This is a genomic window from Paraglaciecola sp. 25GB23A, assembly GCF_040012495.1.
GTDB lineage: Bacteria > Pseudomonadota > Gammaproteobacteria > Enterobacterales > Alteromonadaceae > Paraglaciecola.
Genome location: NZ_JBDYKM010000009.1, coordinates 69910 through 89039, shown reverse-complemented (window position 1 = coordinate 89039; position 19130 = coordinate 69910). Strand labels below are relative to the sequence as shown.

The 19130-nt window shown below is 41.8% G+C and carries 14 protein-coding genes; 10 read left to right on the top strand and 4 right to left on the bottom strand.

From position 1 onward, the window contains the following. Positions 1-37 precede the first annotated feature (37 nt). The 4 genes from ABKW31_RS13715 (at position 38) to ABKW31_RS13700 (ending at position 7097) form a co-directional block, all read left to right on the top strand. Entirely contained in the window at positions 38-907 is an 870-nt protein-coding gene (locus ABKW31_RS13715) for a delta-class carbonic anhydrase (RefSeq protein WP_348617111.1), read from the top strand. Between the two features lie 604 nt (positions 908-1511). After that, the gene (locus ABKW31_RS13710) at positions 1512-3638 is read left to right on the top strand and encodes an ATP-binding protein (RefSeq protein ID WP_348617110.1); all 2127 of its coding nucleotides are present in this window, start codon (positions 1512-1514) and stop codon (positions 3636-3638) included. Positions 3639-3975: 337 nt separating this feature from the next. After that, on the top strand, positions 3976-5913 hold the full coding sequence (locus ABKW31_RS13705) for an adenine deaminase C-terminal domain-containing protein (RefSeq protein WP_348617109.1): 1938 nt from the start codon (positions 3976-3978) through the stop codon (positions 5911-5913). An 8-nt stretch (positions 5914-5921) separates the two neighbouring features. Next, a complete protein-coding gene (locus ABKW31_RS13700) occupies positions 5922-7097 on the top strand; it encodes a HupE/UreJ family protein (RefSeq protein ID WP_348617108.1) in 1176 nt (391 codons plus the stop codon). Between the two features lie 40 nt (positions 7098-7137). Here the strand turns inward: ABKW31_RS13700 and ABKW31_RS13695 are convergent, their stop codons facing one another. Next, on the bottom strand, positions 7138-8481 hold the full coding sequence (locus ABKW31_RS13695) for a magnesium transporter (protein WP_348617106.1): 1344 nt from the start codon (positions 8479-8481) through the stop codon (positions 7138-7140). 435 nt (positions 8482-8916) lie between these two features. Here ABKW31_RS13695 and ABKW31_RS13690 point away from each other — a divergent pair, with 435 nt between their 5' ends. Next, positions 8917-9207: a high-potential iron-sulfur protein gene (locus ABKW31_RS13690; protein WP_348617105.1), complete on the top strand. Its 291-nt coding sequence runs from the start codon at positions 8917-8919 to the stop codon at positions 9205-9207. A gap of 394 nt (positions 9208-9601) precedes the next feature. Continuing rightward, positions 9602-9853 carry a DUF465 domain-containing protein gene (locus ABKW31_RS13685; RefSeq protein ID WP_348617104.1) on the top strand — a complete coding sequence of 84 codons (252 nt, stop codon included), beginning with the start codon at positions 9602-9604 and terminating at the stop codon, positions 9851-9853. 41 nt (positions 9854-9894) lie between these two features. Here ABKW31_RS13685 and ABKW31_RS13680 read toward each other — a convergent pair whose 3' ends face one another. The 3 genes from ABKW31_RS13680 to ABKW31_RS13670 form a co-directional block, all read right to left on the bottom strand. After that, positions 9895-10410 carry a hypothetical protein gene (locus ABKW31_RS13680; RefSeq protein WP_348617150.1) on the bottom strand — a complete coding sequence of 172 codons (516 nt, stop codon included), beginning with the start codon at positions 10408-10410 and terminating at the stop codon, positions 9895-9897. A gap of 155 nt (positions 10411-10565) precedes the next feature. Continuing rightward, the gene (locus ABKW31_RS13675) at positions 10566-10841 is read right to left on the bottom strand and encodes a TIGR03643 family protein (RefSeq protein WP_348617103.1); all 276 of its coding nucleotides are present in this window, start codon (positions 10839-10841) and stop codon (positions 10566-10568) included. A gap of 68 nt (positions 10842-10909) precedes the next feature. Next, the gene (locus tag ABKW31_RS13670; protein ID WP_348617102.1) at positions 10910-11563 is read right to left on the bottom strand and encodes an ABC transporter substrate-binding protein; all 654 of its coding nucleotides are present in this window, start codon (positions 11561-11563) and stop codon (positions 10910-10912) included. 403 nt (positions 11564-11966) lie between these two features. Between ABKW31_RS13670 and ABKW31_RS13665 the strand changes: the two genes are divergently transcribed. Genes ABKW31_RS13665 through ABKW31_RS13650 form a run of 4 tightly spaced genes read left to right on the top strand, consistent with a single transcriptional unit; the run spans position 11967 to position 19127 of the window. Then, positions 11967-13034: a hypothetical protein gene (locus ABKW31_RS13665; protein WP_348617101.1), complete on the top strand. Its 1068-nt coding sequence runs from the start codon at positions 11967-11969 to the stop codon at positions 13032-13034. A 9-nt stretch (positions 13035-13043) separates the two neighbouring features. Next, a complete protein-coding gene (locus ABKW31_RS13660) occupies positions 13044-15035 on the top strand; it encodes a CsgG/HfaB family protein (RefSeq protein WP_348617100.1) in 1992 nt (663 codons plus the stop codon). A gap of 19 nt (positions 15036-15054) precedes the next feature. After that, positions 15055-18774: a hypothetical protein gene (locus ABKW31_RS13655; RefSeq protein WP_348617099.1), complete on the top strand. Its 3720-nt coding sequence runs from the start codon at positions 15055-15057 to the stop codon at positions 18772-18774. Further along, entirely contained in the window at positions 18771-19127 is a 357-nt protein-coding gene (locus tag ABKW31_RS13650; RefSeq protein ID WP_348617098.1) for a hypothetical protein, read from the top strand. The genes ABKW31_RS13655 and ABKW31_RS13650 overlap by 4 nt, the downstream gene beginning before the upstream one ends. Positions 19128-19130 lie beyond the last annotated feature (3 nt).

Here is a 19130-nt window from a genome sequence, read left to right as displayed (position 1 = left end):
GTCATAATTTAAATAAAAAATAACAGTGAGAAGAACAATGAATAGAGTAACAATAATTGCAGCATCGGTAGCAATGTTGATGACGGGTTGTGCAACGGCAGACTCAAAAATGGCGATGAGTGACAAAGCGGTATCTGATGACGTGGTTGCACAACAGCATCTCGCACTGACCGCTAATACTCAGGGCAAGGGTTTCGGTCCCCAGTCGCCACGTGATTTAGACGCGCCTGCTGGTAACAACCTACGTGCTTTCAACAGCGCTCCTGCTTACACTGAAATGAATTTATGTAATATCCATTTCCATAAAAATGCTGAGCATAAAGGCGGTGAGTTTACCAAGTATGCGGGCAATGGTGATGGTAAAGGCTTTGATTCTGGTTACCAATATTCAGGTAAACTAACGTCGGCAGAACTGAAGCCGGCTGCTGTTGCAGCGTGCCCAAGTGAACATGGTGCAGTTAATCCTGGCGATACTATCGAAGTGCACTATGTGCATTCTAGTGCTCAAGTTACGCCGGGCCCAACATTAGGCGCGTGTTTAAGTGAGTCAATAATGAATCCGCAGTTGCGCGTAGAAACCCAAGTGTTTGTAGTGGTTAACGATGATGATGCCTTAGACTTCAAAGAACTGACTGAATTTGAAATGGAAGATGGATATTATCAAGCTAAAAATATCCCTAAGGATACCGGTACTCCTATTCAATATGACGGTTCAACTACGGGCCCCGGTTACAATGAAAAAGCCTCACCTCTAAAAGTATCATGGAGCGTACGTCCACAGGTTGCTAAGGTAAGCGTTGCCAGCGTAGGTGAATGGTGTAAGGGTAATGTCTTTAAAGAAAATCATGGCCATGGTGTAAGAAATCTAGTGCAAGACCTTGACCTACTGTCACCAATAGGTAAATAGCGACCGAACAGATTGATTAAAGGGCCAATATTCTGCCAAGGGTCTAATGCTTGTTAATTGTAGTGTGCTAGTTAGATGTTAAAAATGCAGCCTTAGGGCTGCATTTTTATTGGGGTTTAATTTTTTCTGAGCCAAGTGGCAGTCAGTTTTTTACAGTCTTTTTTCCAACAGCAATTATCTTTACAAATATAGCGGTGGTCAGATTGGTAACACTCGGGGTAGTTATTACTGCAGTTTAATTGCTTAACAGCTAGCTCATCGGCTGGCCGTTTGTTTATATTGTGTGGTGTTAATGGCAAATTGCTTTGGTACATAATAGCCTCTGATAATTTGTTCGTAACCCAGTTAAACAGTTTGGACTTAAAATGCAGAGGCTACCAGTCGCAACGCCCATGGAAAAAGTAATCTTTGTGGGTTCTTTGATATAGGTCAAAATCTGGCATAACCTACTGCTTAATTGACGGCCGTTGTGCTCATACTTCCATAAGGTTGGAGACGCAATAATAGCGAGCCATGTTAATACTGACTGCAAACTGTAATATTCTGTTGATGTAGCACGTAAGATGGTATTTTTAACATTATGCGTTAATTGCCATGGTTTTATATGCAACAGAATAAAGCTGAATTAAGCCGCTCTGATATTAGAAACGGCTTAACTAATATCGTCATAGGCAGTGCTGCCGTATTAGTTTTTTTTGCCACATGCGCCTCATTGCTGCGCTACCACGTTATTGGTTTTCAGCCGATTATGCTGGTTCATGTACTTTTATCATGCTTCATCGTCCTGCTTTATGTACTAAGAAACATCATTGCGCTGAATATTCGAGCTCTGCTTATTTGTAGTATCTTTTTTATTGCAGGATTGGGCGGGCTGGTTTCTTTTGGTTTGGCAGGTGCGGGCACTTTAATACTATTTGGTGCCTGTGTTATTTCAAGTTTATTGGTCAGTATCCGTCTTGCTGTTATTTTTGCGGTCAGTGGGGCTGCCGCACTGAGTATTGGTTTAATGTTATCTTTGGATGGTAGCTTGAGTTTTAATATTCCACTAGACAAGTATTTATTATCACCTGAGGCGTGGTTAAATAATCTGCTGACATATGGCTACTTAGTGACGATTAGTTTGTTGCTCATCAAGCGTTTTTCCTTATATCTCAATAGCTTTTTATCGTCACAGGCACAAATTATTAAGTCTCAAACCAAACAAATTGACGTTTCAGAAAATATTTTGGAAGCTGTGGTGAATTCCCTACCTTATGGCATTTTATGGAAAGATACCCAACTGCGCTATTTGGGCGCAAATAAATATTTTCTGCAAGATGCTAAGATAAGAGACGTATCTAAAGTCATCGGTAAAACGGACAAAGATCTGTTTCCAAGCCATCTTGCTCAAAGAGTGACTGAACTTGATAAGCAAGTGCTTACTAGCGCTAAGGATTCTGAAAATAAACTAGAGGAACATACCGATAAACAGGGCAATACGGTTTTTATTGCGACTTATCGTAAGATGTTAAGGGCAAAAGATGGAGAGTTACTAGGCGTGTTGTGTGCTTATCATAATGTGACTGAACGAACGTTAATGGAGCAACAACTCAGAGACTCTAAAGCCTTAGCAGATCAAGCGAACTTAGCTAAATCTCTTTTCTTAGCCAATATGTCTCACGAAATTCGTACCCCACTCAACGGCATTCTAGGCCTCATTGACCTTAGTTTAATGACAAAGCTAGACAACACGCAGTTAGATTATCTGAGCAAAGCCAAACTATCCGCTAACACCTTGCTCTACATTATCAACGATATTTTAGACCTCTCTAAAATTGAAGCCGGACAAATGCAGTTAGAACATATCCCCTTTGATATCAAAACAGTTCTGGCGGATGTAAACGAGCAATTTTTCTACATTGCGCAAAATAAAGGTATCGAATTTAGCGTCAGTTATGACGGCCCTAGGTCACTTTGGGTAAAAGGTGACCCAGTACGTTTACTACAAATACTTATCAATTTGTGTTCTAACAGTATTAAATTTACTGAGCAAGGCAAGGTAACGCTGACGTGCGAGGCTGCAGTAGAGCAAAGTAACGCCAATTTACTTTTGAAAATAAGCGATACCGGCATTGGTATGGATACTGAAGCGCTACCATTGCTGTTTACTAAATTCACCCAATTGGACAGCTCAATTAGTCGTAAATTCGGTGGAACCGGACTGGGTTTGTCCATTGTAAAAGGACTGGTTGATACTATGGCCGGAGAGATTACAGTGACTAGTCACTTAGGCCAAGGCAGTTGTTTTGCGGTAAACCTTGCTTTGCCTTTGGGGGAGCAGGAGCTTCAACCAACCAGTGCAGATAAGCCCGTTAATTTAAGTGGCAAACAAATTTTGCTAGCGGACGATAATGAAATTAATCGTGTAATCGTTGAGCAATTGCTTGGCTCAGTTGGCGCCACAGTCGTGAGCGCTGAAAATGGCCAAATAGCCCTAGACAAATTAGCCAGCCAAGATTTTGATATGGTGTTGATGGATATTCAAATGCCCGTTATGGACGGCTGCACAGCAATCGGTCATATTCGGGCTAACAAAAAATATCAGTCTTTACCTCTCATCGCATTAACCGCCAATGCCATGAAACATGAAATTGAATTATACGAAAAGCTTGGTTTTGCGGCCCATGTAGCTAAACCTTTCGATTTTACTCTTCTGCTTAATGCAATTAAAAAACACCTACTACAGTCGTAACTCCGGCATAGTCTTAAAGAAAAGGTTACGCGGGCCCACCTACTGCTGGATTTGTTGCCTCGTTGCCGGCTGCTAAGATCTAAATCTGCAGCCAAGCTAAGTGCTGTGGCCACAAGGCCCATCAGCGTAGGTGGCACCTTTGGCTTTAGCTGCATTTAATACAATCCCTGCAAAATCATTAAAAGAAGAGCTGCTTGAATTGTGCGACATAAAGAAACACGTCATACCCTTAAAAACCTGACTAAATAGTCTGGAATTGGCATTCTATTTGCGTTCATAACCCCAGTGCCGCTGTGGCACTAATAAATGCACAATTTTGCGCAATGTGGAGACGGTTATGAATATTTTATGGACTAATTTGGTGCGATTGCCCTCAATTCTGCTAGTGATAATCTCATTGGTGGCTTGCACGCCTCCTATTAAAACTGACACTAGTCGAACTGAGATCCGTCAGCCAAAGCCATTTAGCCAAGAAATTCTTACTCGACAGGCCCTAACTCAGGTTGCTTTAGGAAGAACTTCAGCTGACCTTGTCATTCAAAATGTGACACTGTTGAATGTTTTTACCCAAGAATGGCAAAGCGCTCAGGATATTGTGGTTGCTAAAGGACGCATTGCATGGATTGGTGACGCAGGAGGCTGGAAAGGGCAAGCGCAGGATACCTTTGATGCCAGTGGTTTGTGGGCTGTGCCTGGTTTTGGTGAATCCCACAAACATATTGAAAGTTCATATCTGACGCCAGAATATGAAGCGGCCCTAGTTATTCCTCAGGGTAATACATGGACAGTAGAGGGCTCCCATGAAGTGTCCAATGTTGTGGGAGTCCATACCGCTGATTTCTGGCTTAAAGCGGAGAAAGCCGGTAGTCCATTAAAAATATTTCCGGCTATTGGTTCGGCAACGCCGCCAACGGCTTATGAATCTGGTGGTGGATTTTTTGCTTATCAGGAAATGGTTGATTTTCTCGATCAAGATTCAAAAGTGGTGGCGCTTGGAGAAGTGATGGACTGGCCCGCTATCATCAATGCCAACAATCCAGGACATCAGCGCCTGTGGGAAATGATTCAAGCCACTTATGACAAAAGAGCGGTTGTTGAAGGACACGGCATGAACCTAACCAGTGCTTCAGATATTAATGCTTTTGTAGCGGCTGGTTTAAGCTCAGATCATGAAGTTCGTATGGCAGAAGAAGGTATAGCTAAACTGCGCAGAGGGGTCTTTTTAGAGGTAAAAAAAGGCTCTATTGAAGTGTTATTTCCGAAGTTGTTAGAAATGAAACTTAAAGACTGGAGTAATATTTCGGTGACCACTGATGATCGAGATGTGTTTGCTACCATGCAATTAGGTTCAATGGATTATAATATCCGCAGTGCTATCGAGGCCGGTGTGCCCAACGAAATCGCTTATCAGCTTGGCAGTTATAACACGGCTCGGCATTTTAATATTGATCATTTGGTAGGTTCATTAGCGCCCGGGCGTTATGCCGATGTGGTATTGCTAAGTAACCCCGATACCGTGGCCATTGAGCGGGTGTATGCCAATGGGCAACTAGCTGGTATAGGTAAAGAATATCAATTATCCATACCCAAAATTGATTATCCAAGCTGGGCTACTGATACCATGAATGTGGGCCGCACCTTAAGCGCCAGTGACTTTGTGATCAGTGCACCAGAGGGACGTGATTCTGTTTTTGCTGCTGTGCTCGAGCCCTTTTGGTTTAAGCCTGAATTTATCACTCTCACTTTGCCAGTAAATGAGCAAGGTAGGGTAGTGTCCGACCCATCAGATAATTTGATCAAAGTGGCAGTTGTGGATCGTTATCATGGCACTGGCGCCGTATCAAAAATGTTTTGGCAAAATGTCGGTCCTCGAACACTTGGGTCAGCGTTGGCCAGTTCACAATCTCATGATTTACATAATATCTGGACTATTGGTAATGATGATGCGGCGATGGCTTTAGCAGCCAACACCATTGCTGAAATGGGCGGTGGCTGGGTGCTAGTTAGTGGCGGCGAAGTGATCGCTAAAGTACGTTTAGATATTGCTGGATTAATGACTGCACGTCCGGTGCAAGAGGTCGCGGCGGAGATGGAAAAACTTCATCTGGCTGCAGATGCCATGGAATGGATAGCTGCACCAGGATTGCCAGAGCGCATGCGTTTTGCCTTTTTAACCGCCGCTCCTTGGAAATGGCAACTGGTAGCACCCTATAAAGGTAACCCCTCCGGGCTGGTGGATGTTACCACTGGTCAGACTCATCCCGTCATCTGGTAGGTTTTGCTGTGTTCAAACTACTGAAATCTGCACTGGGGCAGAAAAATTTTATACCGACTAGTTTAGTGTTAAGAGCATGGTTATGGTGCAGTTTGCTGTGTGCTTTTAGTAGTCATGGCCATTTGTTAAATATGAGCAAAGTACAGATTTCGGTGCAGCAAGATGGGACAGTACTGGCCGATTTTAATCTTGATCTCAGTCGGGAGCTAGGCAGCTCCGATGACTATTACAGCTTAAGTCAACTAAGCCAGCCAATGATGCAGCCGCGCATAGTTACCGTATTATCGCAGTTGAGTTCGGCAACACAGTTAATGGTCGATAATGCGCCAATTAGCTGGCAAATAAACACGGTCGAGCTACCGAACAATCCAATGGAAGACTTTTACAGTGGCGTAGTCTGGCCCATGACACATATTCAGTTAAAGGCTCAGTTGCCTCTAGATAAGTCAAACAGTGGTTTTCTGCTTGCCCGCTTCAGTGGTGAGTTTGTATTTGAAGAGCCAATTGCGCTAACGTTTTTGCAAGTACACAGTGGTCGCAAAATGAGTCGCTGGTTAGTTCCAAATCAGCAAAGCCCGCTGTTTGCATTAAATGCACAGACCGAAACGCTAACAAGTGCAGGCTTGCCATGGCAGCAATGGTTTGATTACGTTTATTTGGGAATGAAACATATAATGCCTATGGGCTGGGATCATGTTTTGTTTGTATTGGGATTGTTTCTGGGCATGCGCAGTGTGGGTCAATTACTCTGGCTTATTAGCGGATTTACCGTGGCACATTCAGTCACGCTGGCTCTTTCTAGTTATGGTGCCATTCAGTTAAGCCCAGCGATAGTCGAACCACTGATTGCCTTTTCCATTATATGGGTGGCAATAGAAAATATACTATTCAGACGGCCTGGAGGTTGGCGTATTCTCACCGTTTTTATGTTTGGTTTGCTGCACGGCCTAGGTTTTGCTGAATCATTGCGTGACTTAGGACTGCCTACCGACAGTTTTGTTGGTTCACTGATTAGTTTCAACATCGGTTTGGAACTCGCTCAGATAGCGGTTGTTCTGCTGGCATTCATCTTGGTGGGGCGGTTGAGGGCAACAGCTATTTGGCGCAGTAGGGTAGTGATTCCGGCCTCAAGCGTTATTTCCTTGGTGGCATTTTACTGGACGCTCACCAGGATATGGTATTGATCTCGTTTAAAAATACCCTATCCTGTTGCAGTATATAGCCTTAAACCAAGAATAAAGCGCCTAAGCCTAAAAAGGCGACAAAACCGACGATATCAGTGATGGTCGTTAAGATCACCGAACCTGATAAGGCGGGGTCAATTTTCAGCTTATCCAGCAAAACGGGCACAAAAACCCCAGCACAAGCGGCGGCTAGTATATTAAGTAGAATAGCCACAGCAATGATTCCGCCAAGAATGGGATCATTAAACCAAGCAAACGCCACCAGCCCTATGACAACAGCCCAAATAATGCCATTTAAACCGCCCACTTTTAGCTCTTTTGCCAGTAAGGCTTTTAAGTTACCTCCAGTAATTTGTCTCAAAGCTAAACCGCGAATAATCAAGGTCAATGTTTGACTACCTGCAATACCTCCCATACTGGCTACTACTGGCATTAATACCGCTAATGCCACAACTTGCTGCAAGGTGGCTTCAAATACGCCAATAAAGGCACTGGCTAAAAAGGCAGTTAATAAATTGATGCCTAACCACAAGGCTCGACTTTTGGCACTTTTTCTGACCGGCGAAAATAAATCTTCATCTTCATCCATACCGGCTGAAGCCATTATTTGATGCTCGTAATACTCGTTTACCAGTTCACTGGCAGTACCAATATCTAAGCGCCCCACTAACTTACTCTGCACATCAACCACAGGTAAAGATGCGTAGCCAGATTTTTGTACCTCTAAAGCGGCTTGTTGGCAATCATCATCTGCTTGCAGCACATAAAAGGTTTCTTCTGCTATATCGACCAAGGGAATATGTTCAGGTAAGCCAAATAATTTAGTGAGTTTTACTGCTTCTGAAAATTGGCCAGCGCGGTTAACTAAAAAGATGCAATCAACGTGATCACTGATTTCACGCCGCATAAGTCGATAGGCATCTCTTACTTTGGCGTTAACCGGTAAGATTAGTAGATCATGGATAGCCCAGCGACCGATTTGTTCTTCAGTGTACTCATTGGCTTGATTAAAGTATTGCTTCTGCAACTTGTCCATCGCTGCAAACGCCTGATCCATTAATTGGCTAGGTAGCGAGTCGGCAAGTTCTAATAAATCTTCAGCTTCGATGTCGTAAAAAAGTTCGTCCCATTCTTGCTCATCGGTGGCTTTAATTAAGGTTTCACGTGGATCGCCACGCATGGCGAGCAGTACATCTAATTTTTTGTGTTGGCCAATGCTATGCCACACGTCTAAACGTTGTTGCAGAGGCAATGATTCAAGCAATAAGGCAAGCTCATCTTCATCTTTGGCTGCAACTAAAGCAGTGACCGTTGGACTCACCCCATTAGGCTCTTCCGGTGCGGCGATGATTTCTTCAATCAAGTCAAGCAAGGGGTCTGCCATAATAAACTACTCCTAATAATATGTGCTAGCGGAAGAGGGGGATTTAGTTTGCGCTTAGCTATCTCCATAGCTACAAATAAGACGTATTGATTGACAATGTAAGTGAACTATTTTGGGTTTGTGCCGTGGCCTATAAGCATAAGTTAAAGATTGTCTGAACTTATATTATTATTTTAAAACTTATGTTCAAAGTACTAAATTTCGTTGTCAAATTAGCTCATCGAATTGGGATATTTCATCAATAACTCGAACAAAATTTTAGCAGAATAAAGCCAGCAAAGATATCTCATTCACCTATCACAGGCATATAGCAACTCCACCCACCACAGCACAAAAACAGTGAATTATATTCAGCAAAAAATCGATCCAATGCATTGTTTTATCCGTTTAAGACAATGCTCTATTGTGAGTCTTAACCAAGATAAAGGTGTTGCCATGTCAAATATAGATAGACGTCGATTTTTAAAATACAGTGCTGGTGGATTAGTAGGAGTTACGCTTGGCAGTGTTAGTATACGTGCCTTTGCTGAAGAAAAGCTAAGTGAGGATGATGTCACGGCTAAGGCTCTGAAATATGTTCATAAATCTCCGGTCGAAGGTGCCGTCTGTGCCAATTGCATGCAAATTAAAGGCGCAGGTGAAGAATGGCTCGGCTGTAATATCTTCCCCGGTAAATTAGTGAATGCAAATGGTTGGTGTGCAGCGTGGATGAAAAAGCCAGCCTAGAAGGTATTAAGTCGGGTACTTAAGCTTACAGAATCACAATGCCCAAAGGGGGTCAGATAACCCCTTTTGAGCGTTTACAATCACATTTTTCTGCAAGGGTTGCCGTCATTAGCTGGCTCAAAGGTCAGCGTTTGAAGTTGGGTACACTGGTTACTGGGCTTTTTTTGATATAAACCCGTAATATACATCCCTACTCAAGCAACAGTTCCTACATTTATTAGTGCTCAACTTTTCCTTTTGCTTCAACCCTAGTTTGTCTATTTGAACCTCCTTCAACTTCTCGTGGCTGAATACAATACCGATAAACTCAAATTATATGATTTAGATCAAGTTTCAATTCTATGTAAAGTGCGATAGTCAACTCAAGGTTAATACAGTCACTTGAGGAATTATAATGAGTATCGAAAAACACGATTTATTGAAAGAGTTACCTGAGCATCATCACACTATTCGACATTTAAAAATGAATGATAAACATTTTGTTCGTCTGTACGATAATTATGAAGAATTGACCACAGAGATTTATAGGATGGAAACGGGCAGTGAAACGCCGTCAGACGATGTGCTTGAAAGTAAAAAACGTCAACGTGTGCAATTAAAGGACTCTCTTTTTAGTATTATTAAAACTACTGAAGCGGCAATTTAGGCCCAAAAATCGCTGAGTGAACCACAGCAATCTCCTACTAATTAGGGATATAATTGCACAATGCCACTTTTGCCCGCCCAGTCACCGACTAACCAAATTTGCTCAAAGGGGTGACGGGTGGGCACATCAATACAATGCTGCAGCCCTTTTATTTGTTCTGTGTCCCAAGCTGGATGTGCGTTGCGGATCACCAACCATACTCTTTTAGTTTTATAATGTTTATAAGATTTATTGAGTAAGATGCGATTAAGTGCTTTTAATAAACGCTGGGCGGGTAGGGTATTTTGTTCTAGTTGGCGCAGTTCTTGGCGGGTTAACTCGCTCAGTTCACGGCCAAGAATTTGCATTGCTTCTTGCTCAGTTCCATATAAGTGGGCAATTTCTAAATCTAAACGTTGACCTTCTAAGCGACAAGATACATCGGGTTTACTCGGTCTATTGTGCCAAAGATGACGGATGCGCTTACCGCTATCGTGTTCATACCAGCGCATAAATAATTTAGCTGCTTGATGTTCTAATTCTAACTTTTCAGTTTCACTTTGATGTAGTCGCAACAAGCCATCTGACTTCTTATTCAACAATGCCCTAACTGCCTATATAAGTGAGCATAAACCCGCATTTTAGTTTTGTGGATCTAGCCATAACCCAATGCACTTAACTTACCTTATACAGAACAGAAGGCAAAACCTTTAGTCAGATTTAAGCAATAAGCTTATTGTCGACTGCCTTTAGGTTTGTATTGAGAAGGACAATAAGCCCTATCAATATCAGGAGAGCGGAGTTTCAAGTGTTTTGTTTTTCGACCAGTAACGCGTTGGCGCCAATTTTTAAAAGTTTTAGCTTTTAAATGCCGGCGCATTAAACTAATTACCTTAGATTCGTCCAAGCCAAATAAACGTTCAATGGTTTCAAACGCAGTGCGGTCTTCCCATGCCATTTCAATCACACGGGATATCTCAGCTTCTTCAAGTGGTGGCAGTGTAGTCATTTGTTTCCTCGCTCTAATTACTATTTCAATACGTTCAAATGACTATTTTGTTCACTGAAAATGCTGTTTTATTTGCTTTTACTGGCAGTTTCACTAGTAGCCAGCTTAATGGGAGCATTGTTACTGGTGTGCATGTTATCAATTACAGCTTGAATTCCATTTGCACGCAGAATGGGCGCAAATTCACTCTCTTTACTAGACAGCAAACTAATTCCTTCTGCCAAAATATCGTAGACTTTCCACTCATTGACCTCGGAATCAATGCGCAGTTTGAATGCCAAGTGAATATCTGGAGCCCCTGGATCTTTGATCAAGGCTTTTATACTGATATCTTTATCGCTTCCCACATCCCTAGCTGGTTCAAATACGACTTCTTGATCAGTATAGTAGGACAGTGCAACCGCTAAACTGGTGACCAAATATTCACGAAATACATCGATATATTCGTCTACTCTATCTTTGGGTACTGACCGTAAGTTTTTACTGAGCACCTTTAATGCAGAGAATTTGTAATACACATGGGGCATGAGTTCTTGGTTAATAATGACGCGCAAGGTATCTGGGTTTTGTTTTATTTTGACCTGCTCTCTTTTTATACTGTTAAAGGTTTTATTCGCTACATCTTCCACTAGCTGATAGGGCTCTGAAGGCTGTGCGTCAACAGTAAAACTAAAACATAAAACAGTAATCGCAATAAACAGGCGACTTTGTGAGATTTTCATTGGGCTTCCTAACTCTTCTCAAATAGTTCAGCTTTATACTGAAGTAGGCATTTTATCATAGCCTCTAGCTTTGAAACTAGTTGTAAAAAAATGTAATGCTGAATTTTTTTGGGGATAAACAAATCTTTTGCTGGCCTGTTTACAGCAATCTCTTTTGGAAGCCAGTTGGCAACTATCGCTAAACGTTGTTAATTTAGTGTCTATTAATGGTTACATTTTTTGGGTTTGAATTGCCAGAACTGACCATTTGGCGGTTTTTTTACTCTTCAAAACAGCATTTAGCTGAAAAAATTCCCTTTTTAAGTAAAAAAACTGTATCTCTATGGTAACACTGTGTTTTTTGATTTATTGTTCGGTGCTTACCAAATCTTTATTGCTACGAGACTCGACTTATTAAGGGATTATGATGTTGTATCGATTTTTCACAGTTATTGTGACTATTGTTGTGTTCATTTGCAGTGTCGATGCCCATGCAACGTCGACAGAGGCTAAAGGCTTAGGTGCGATTGTTAATGGTAATGTGGCAGACGGTCGCAAAAATGCCCTTGAAGACGCTAAACGGGTTGCCATTGAACAGATGTTGGGCAGTTATATCAGTGCTCGGACTGAGACAAACAATTTTATGTTGGCCTCAGAAAAAATATATTCCACAGCTAAAGGTCAAATCGATGGCTATGACATATTAGCAGAAGGTAAAGTAGACCAAGAGACATACTACGTCACCATTCTTGCGCGTCTCGACTCGGCTAAAGCGAGTGCATCAGCTAAACAACAACTAGCAAAATACAGTTGGTATAAACAGCCAAAAATTATTATTCAACAGCGTGATAGCAACGGTGAACATGCCGCTAATACCCTGGCGATTTTTACCACTGAGTTATCACAGTCTTTAAGAAAGATTGGTTTTGATGTTATTAGTGATGACGCTAGCTCTGCTTTGATACCTACTTTTATTGTTAGTACAAGTTTAACAACACGTATTAGTAATGATGAATATCAAGGTTTAGAGATTAAATCGAATCAAGTTTCAGTAGCGGCACAGTTATTAAATGCTCAAACAGGGCAAGTATTGTCTAATGCGACAGAATCAAAGCAAGCCGCGGGGGCAAACAGTTTAGCTCAATTTGAAAAGATGGTGACTAAACTGGCTTTTCGAATATCTCAGCGCATTAACTTAGACACAAAACAAGTGTGGCTAGGTGACAACACACATTCCGTTTTACTCAAGCTGATGTCAAATAATACAGAACAAATCCAGCTAATAGAGTCAGCGCTCAACAATGTTGTTGTGGGTTTGAGCTCCTTAGACATTCAATCAAAATCCGCCGAAAAAGTTATTTATTTGACCAAGTATCAGGGATGGGCAGAACAACTCTATGAACAACTCAATAGCTTGAGTAAAGACCCCAGCATTCCCTTCACTGTGTCATTTTTTAATGGTTCAGAAATTACACTCAGCATCAAGCATTAGGAATATGTGATGAAAAAAGCTCTTATTACGTCTGCCGTATTAATCGCCCTAAGTGGCTGCGGCTCAACTACACAAGGCACTAAGGAGTTTGATACCGCTAATCAACTTGCTAGTGTTAATCAATTTGATGAAGCGATTGCATATCTTGAACAAGCGGTGAGCAAGAACCCCAAAAATCAGCAGTTTGTGACCAAACTAGCTGATTTAAAAAATCGCTATACCGCGGTTAATCTAAAAAAAGTTAATCAATTGCTGGCGGCTGAAATTACCAAGCAAGGCTTGGATGAAGCGGAATCATTGATTAATGACCTAAGCAAAGTGGGCATTAGTAATCAGGAAACAGAGTCCGCCAACGCTTCAATTGCGGCGCAACGAACCGTTCTTTACGCCGAGTTAAGTCAACAGTATGAAATGGCTAAAACCGCAATGGTCACAGAAGATTGGCGCGGAGCAAATCAACTATTAAAAAATATCAGTGCTCGTTTTGCTAATTACGAAGACGTTCAGAGTCGTATCAAGACAGTGGTCACTGAGGCCAATAAGTATTATTTAAGCCAGGCCAACAAGGCAATTAAACAAGATAATTTTGCCCTTGCACGTCAATACCTAAGTGATTTACTCGAGATCATTCCGGGCAATCCTATCGCCACAAGTTTACTAAAAAAAGTCCAGCAAAATGACAATCAAGGATATTTTTTAGCCAAGGTCAAGGCCGCTCAGCAAACAGAAAATTGGGCTCAGGTGATTGTTAATTGTAAAGCCGCCATGGCATATGGAGCTGCGAATAACGAGTGCGGTGAGTTGCTAATAATTGCTAAGCAAAGACAAGCCGATTCTATCGCCGGCGCCATGCTGGAATCGATGAGTGAAGGCCGTTTAGTCGAAGCTAAAAACCAATTTCTACAATTAAAAGAGTTAAATGCTCTGGAATCTGCAAAGTTTGAAAGTTTGCGTAATGCCTTGGCACAACAGGCGGATTATAGTGCTTCGAGCTACCAGCAGAAGGGCCAATACGCAATGGCCTTGGTATTGTTGAATGTCATTAGTGTAGTCAATCCAGCCTATCCCGATTTATTTACCAAGGTCAGAAATATAGAAGATAATATTTATGATCGTGCGCGTCGCTCTATTGCCGTATTTGACTTCAATAGTCCATCAAGCGCCGAAGATGCTGGAGTTATTGTCGCTAACAATCTAATTTCCAGATTATTCAATAATGCTAGCAGAGATATCAAAATATTAGAGCGAGAAAAGTTGTCCTCAATATTAGAAGAAATGAAGCTCGGTCAAATTGGTGTTGTGTCTGAAACTACGGCAAAAGAAATGGGCAGAATATACGGAATTGACTACGCCATAATGGGTTCAGTTCTTTTATATAAAGTAGATGAAAATACCGCCGAAAGCACCAAAACGATTCGTTATCAAATAGGTGAAAAAATTCAAGATAATATTGAATATCTCAACTGGAAAGCAGCGAATCCAAGCCCATCCAAACAAGAGCTTAAAGATGCGCCGTTAGCCAAGATAATGGTGCCTGAGTTTGGTGAGAAAGAATACGATGTTACCCAAACAAAAAAGGTTGGTTTTATTCAATTGTCTTTTAGGATAGTGAATGTACTAACGGGTGAAAACACCCGTGTCGATACCATTGAGCGTAAAGTTCAGCTTGAAGACAGTTCGAATGCCGGTGTGCAGGATGCGGGGATTATATTTGATCCAATGGAGGTGCCCACTGACACAGAAATAATGCAACAGCTGACAGAGCAAATTGTTGAACATATGGCCGGTGAAGTCTTGCGTCCATTGCAACAGTTAGAAACCTTCTATTTCAATGAAGGGCAAGATAGAGAGCGTCGAGCCGAATATGATATCGCGGTTGAAAACTATACCTATGCTGTTTACAACGAGCGCTTAAAGTCGGTTTCTTCTTCGCCAGTGACAGTCGAAGCCAACAAACGGATCAATGAAATATTGGCTCGCTATCGTTTTGAAACCAACTAGTTTGGTGGATTAAACAAGGATGAATAGACGACTAATTGACTGCAAAAACATTCGCTTGGCGTTTTATGGTCTGCTCTTTGTGATGTTTTTGAGTCCTATTGTTGATGCTAAACAACACAGTGTGGCCATTTTTCAATTTACTGCAACGAGCATGGATGTGGTGGGAATTGAAAATGATGTGGCTTATGTTGTGCGCAATGAACTGCGTAAAAATAGTCAATTGAGTCTTCTCAATCAACGCGAAATGGAAGTTGTGTTGATGCGCAACGGCATTATTCAGGGCTTCGATTTAGAACAAGCCATTAATGCAGGACAGTCATTAGATGTGAACTTTGTCATTATGGGCAAAGTATCTCGGGTTAATGGCAATATAGTGAGCCAAATTGCATTGGTATCTTCTGCCAACAGGCAAATGATTACTAGTTGGAACTTTAACTTTATCAATCAGCAAGATGTATTAAATCGCAGTAATGAAATAGGCTCAAAAATTGCTGCTGAAATTGATCAATTTATCGCTACAGGTTCTGGTCTAGGTGAAGATGGTAGTCAGTCAAATTGGTTGTCCTCGATTGACGCTAAGGTGCTTGAAGGGCAAAGCCGGATTGTTTGGACTGTAGGCGAATTTGCTCCCCAAGCCCTAGGTTTTAATATTTACAGGGGCTTATCTGACCAAGGTCCCTTTAGTTATTTATCGAGTGTACTTGATGCCGAATATGTTGACGATATCAGTGATATGGCAGGGGATGTTTTTTATCAGGTTTCACTCTTAACAGAGACTGGTGAAGAACTCAGAAGTAAGAAAATTGCCGGTATCAAGGTGACAGCGCAAGTTGTATCAAGCTTAGCGCCTCCAGCGGTTTTGGATGTCAACCAACTAATTAGAGGTATAGAAATTACCTTTTTGCCTTCAGCCCAAAATATCACTCAGCAAGTTATTGGCTATCAATTGGTCAGACGAGAAAAAGGTCAACCATGGAAAGTGGTCAATACCGTGTCACGCGCCACGTTGTCTGCAAGCAATAAAAAAAGTGAGGCGAATACCGATATTAAACAATATACCTTAGTGGATGCCGAAGCTGGCTCAATTGTCGCGCCAGTAGAGTATGCCGTGAGGGCAATTAATGGCCAAGAACTAGGTCAAACATCAGATTTGATAGGGCATGTGCCAGTGCAGCCTCCAACTTTGCTCGATACTGGGACATACGGCCTGAGGCAAAGCTTAGTCAAATGGCAGCCCGTTGTCGCTGGCAAAGGCTACAACGTGTATCGACGCGATGCGTTAGCTCTTAAGGAGTGGGTGCTAATTTCGACCATAAATGACTTAACGCAAACAAGTTACATAGATAAGGACTTCAATGCTGAAAATCAGAGTTTTCAATATGCTGTTAATGTCTTCGATCAATATTCAGTTTCTGCACTCAGTCAAGCGATTACCTTAACTAGCCGAGGACCGCTTAGGGCCCCTGAAAACTTTACTATTGAGAGTGGTTTAGCACAAAAAGTCATATTGCGCTGGCAAGCTTACCAAGATCAAGCGCTCAAAGGTTACGCTATTTTTCGTACTCCTTTTACTGAGCAAGCCGAAGTGACTTTGGAAAAAGTTGCCGAGGTGCTTGATCCCACTGCACAGCAGTATATTGATGACTCAGTGACACTAAACGGTACAAGTTACTACTATGCCGTGGCAGCCTTGAATAGCTTTAGTGCATCAGGCGACTTAAGTCCTGTTCAACAAGGTACAACTAAGGAAGCGCCATTGCCGATAGGCAATTTAATCTTAGATATTCAACAATCTCAGATTAACCTGAGTTGGTCGCAGAGTGAGCAAGCTCCTGCCAATATACGTTTCAAATTAGAACGGCGCTGGCAACAAACTCAGTGGCAATCTCTGGTAACCTTGGATGGTGGCACTCTTTCTTATATTGATAAACAGCTCATGCCGCAGGCTGAAGTTGAATATAGAGTTAGCGTGGTAGACGAAGATTCACTAGTCAGTGCCCCAGTATCCTCAGAATTAATTCACACCCTAAACAATATTGTCATGTTGCCACAAGCAGATGGTTTATTGCGTAAAAACAAGCTTGTTTGGCAAGCCGTTCCAGTAGCTGAAAAAATCAGAGTATTACGACGTGAAAAGAACCAGCCATGGCAAACCATCGCAGAATTAGACGGCGTCATTGATTATTATGATGATACCAATCAATTAGCTGACGATACTTATTACGAATATAGGTTGGCTATTGTTTATGCCGGACAAATAGTCAGTCAATCTGAACCGCTAAGCATGAAAACAAAAGATATCCCTGCACCCGGGGAACTCAATATTATTAATGGCAAACCTCGCGAATTAGTATTGAATTGGTCGCACAAGAATGACCCTGATATCAAAAGTTATTTAGTCTACCGCGCTACCGAATCTGATGATTATGAGGCCTACAATTTTGTGGCAGAGATCCCCAGCAGCCAAACAAGTAGCTTCACTGATTCGGTAGATAAAGATGGAATAGAGCACGGTAAAATATACCGTTATGCTGTTGCCAGTCGAAACATATTTGATGCCATCGGCCCAATAAGTTCAGGCGTTGAGGGTTTTACTAAAAAGTTACCAGGGGCAGCCATTGAAATCAGTGCTCAAGCCGAAACGACGATGGTCACCTTAAATTGGCAAACAGGATCTGAGTCTGATTTACAATTGGCTGAAGTGTATCGTCGTTGGCAGCACGAAAAACAATGGACCTTAATAGATAAAATCAATGCAAATAGCAATTCGTATCAAGATAGCCAATTGCTTCCTTATGCCAGCGCAGAATATAAAATAAAACTAGTTGATGAGGACGGATTAAGCAGTGCCGACTCCGATATTGTCAGAGTAACAAGCCCTCTAGTGACTGAACTTGCGGCAACGGAGCAAGGATTATTAAGAAAAAGCGTCATAAACTGGACGCCTAATCCACTGGTGGGATCGTATAAAATATTACGTTCAGAAAATAATTTGACTTGGCAGGAAATGGCGACTGTCAACGGCAGTGAATATGTTGATGAAAAAAATATGATAGATGAAAAAACCTATTTTTATCAACTGACTATTATCCACCAAGGACAGCAAATCGGTCAAAGTAATGCTATCGAAGTCGTGACTAAGGCACTGCCACAGGCGCCGCAAAATATTCAGGTAAAAAGTGGCCAAGTAAAAAAAGTAACACTCAGTTGGACGCCTTATGCCGATAGCGATATCGGTGGCTACATTGTCTATCGTTTAAAAGATAACGGCAAACTGGATGAGTTAGAAAAGTTAAAATTATCAGCATCTGAATATATCGATGAGGGAAGCTTTTTTAGCAAATTAGAGCACAATTCTGAGTATCAATACCTGATATCTTCCTTCAATCGTTTTAAAGTAGAAGGCCCTAAAAGTCAGCCAATTACTGCCACCACTAAGCCTTTACCCAAAGCGGTTACTGGTTTGCGTGCCTCTGTAGAACAGAATGTTGCTAAGTTAACATGGCAAGCGAATAACGAAACTGATATCAGCCAGTACATTGTTTACCGAGGTAAAAGCTGTGGTCGAGCCAGTCAATTAACCACACTAAGCGCAACATTGACGGAATATACCGATACTACTGTTGAACGAGGAAATGACTACTGTTACTACCTTATTGCTAAAGATGCAGACTCACTTGAAAGTGAGACTTATCAATCTGTTAGTTTGAACCTACCCGCAACCGAGAGTGCACCATGAATCGAATTATTTTGACCGCCATACTTTGCTGGTCAACAGTTGCCTTAGCTGATGGAGGGAATCAGACTGCTCAAACCTTAAATAGCGTCGAGTTACAGCAGATTAAAAAGAAATATGAATCGTGTGTCTTTGATAATGGCCAGATTATTTTGGCTCATAGTAGTTTTCGTGACGCCATGGAATATGCCCCCATGGCGTGTCGTAAAGAGTTATTGCAGGCCAAAAAATACCTACTTGATAGTGCATTCAAACTTGATGTGATTGATCAATTAGTTAGTTCAATTGAAGAAGGGGTAAGAATAGACCTTGCGGGTCGTTTAGTTGCCCAGTTAAAAACCAAACAAAAAGGATAGCTA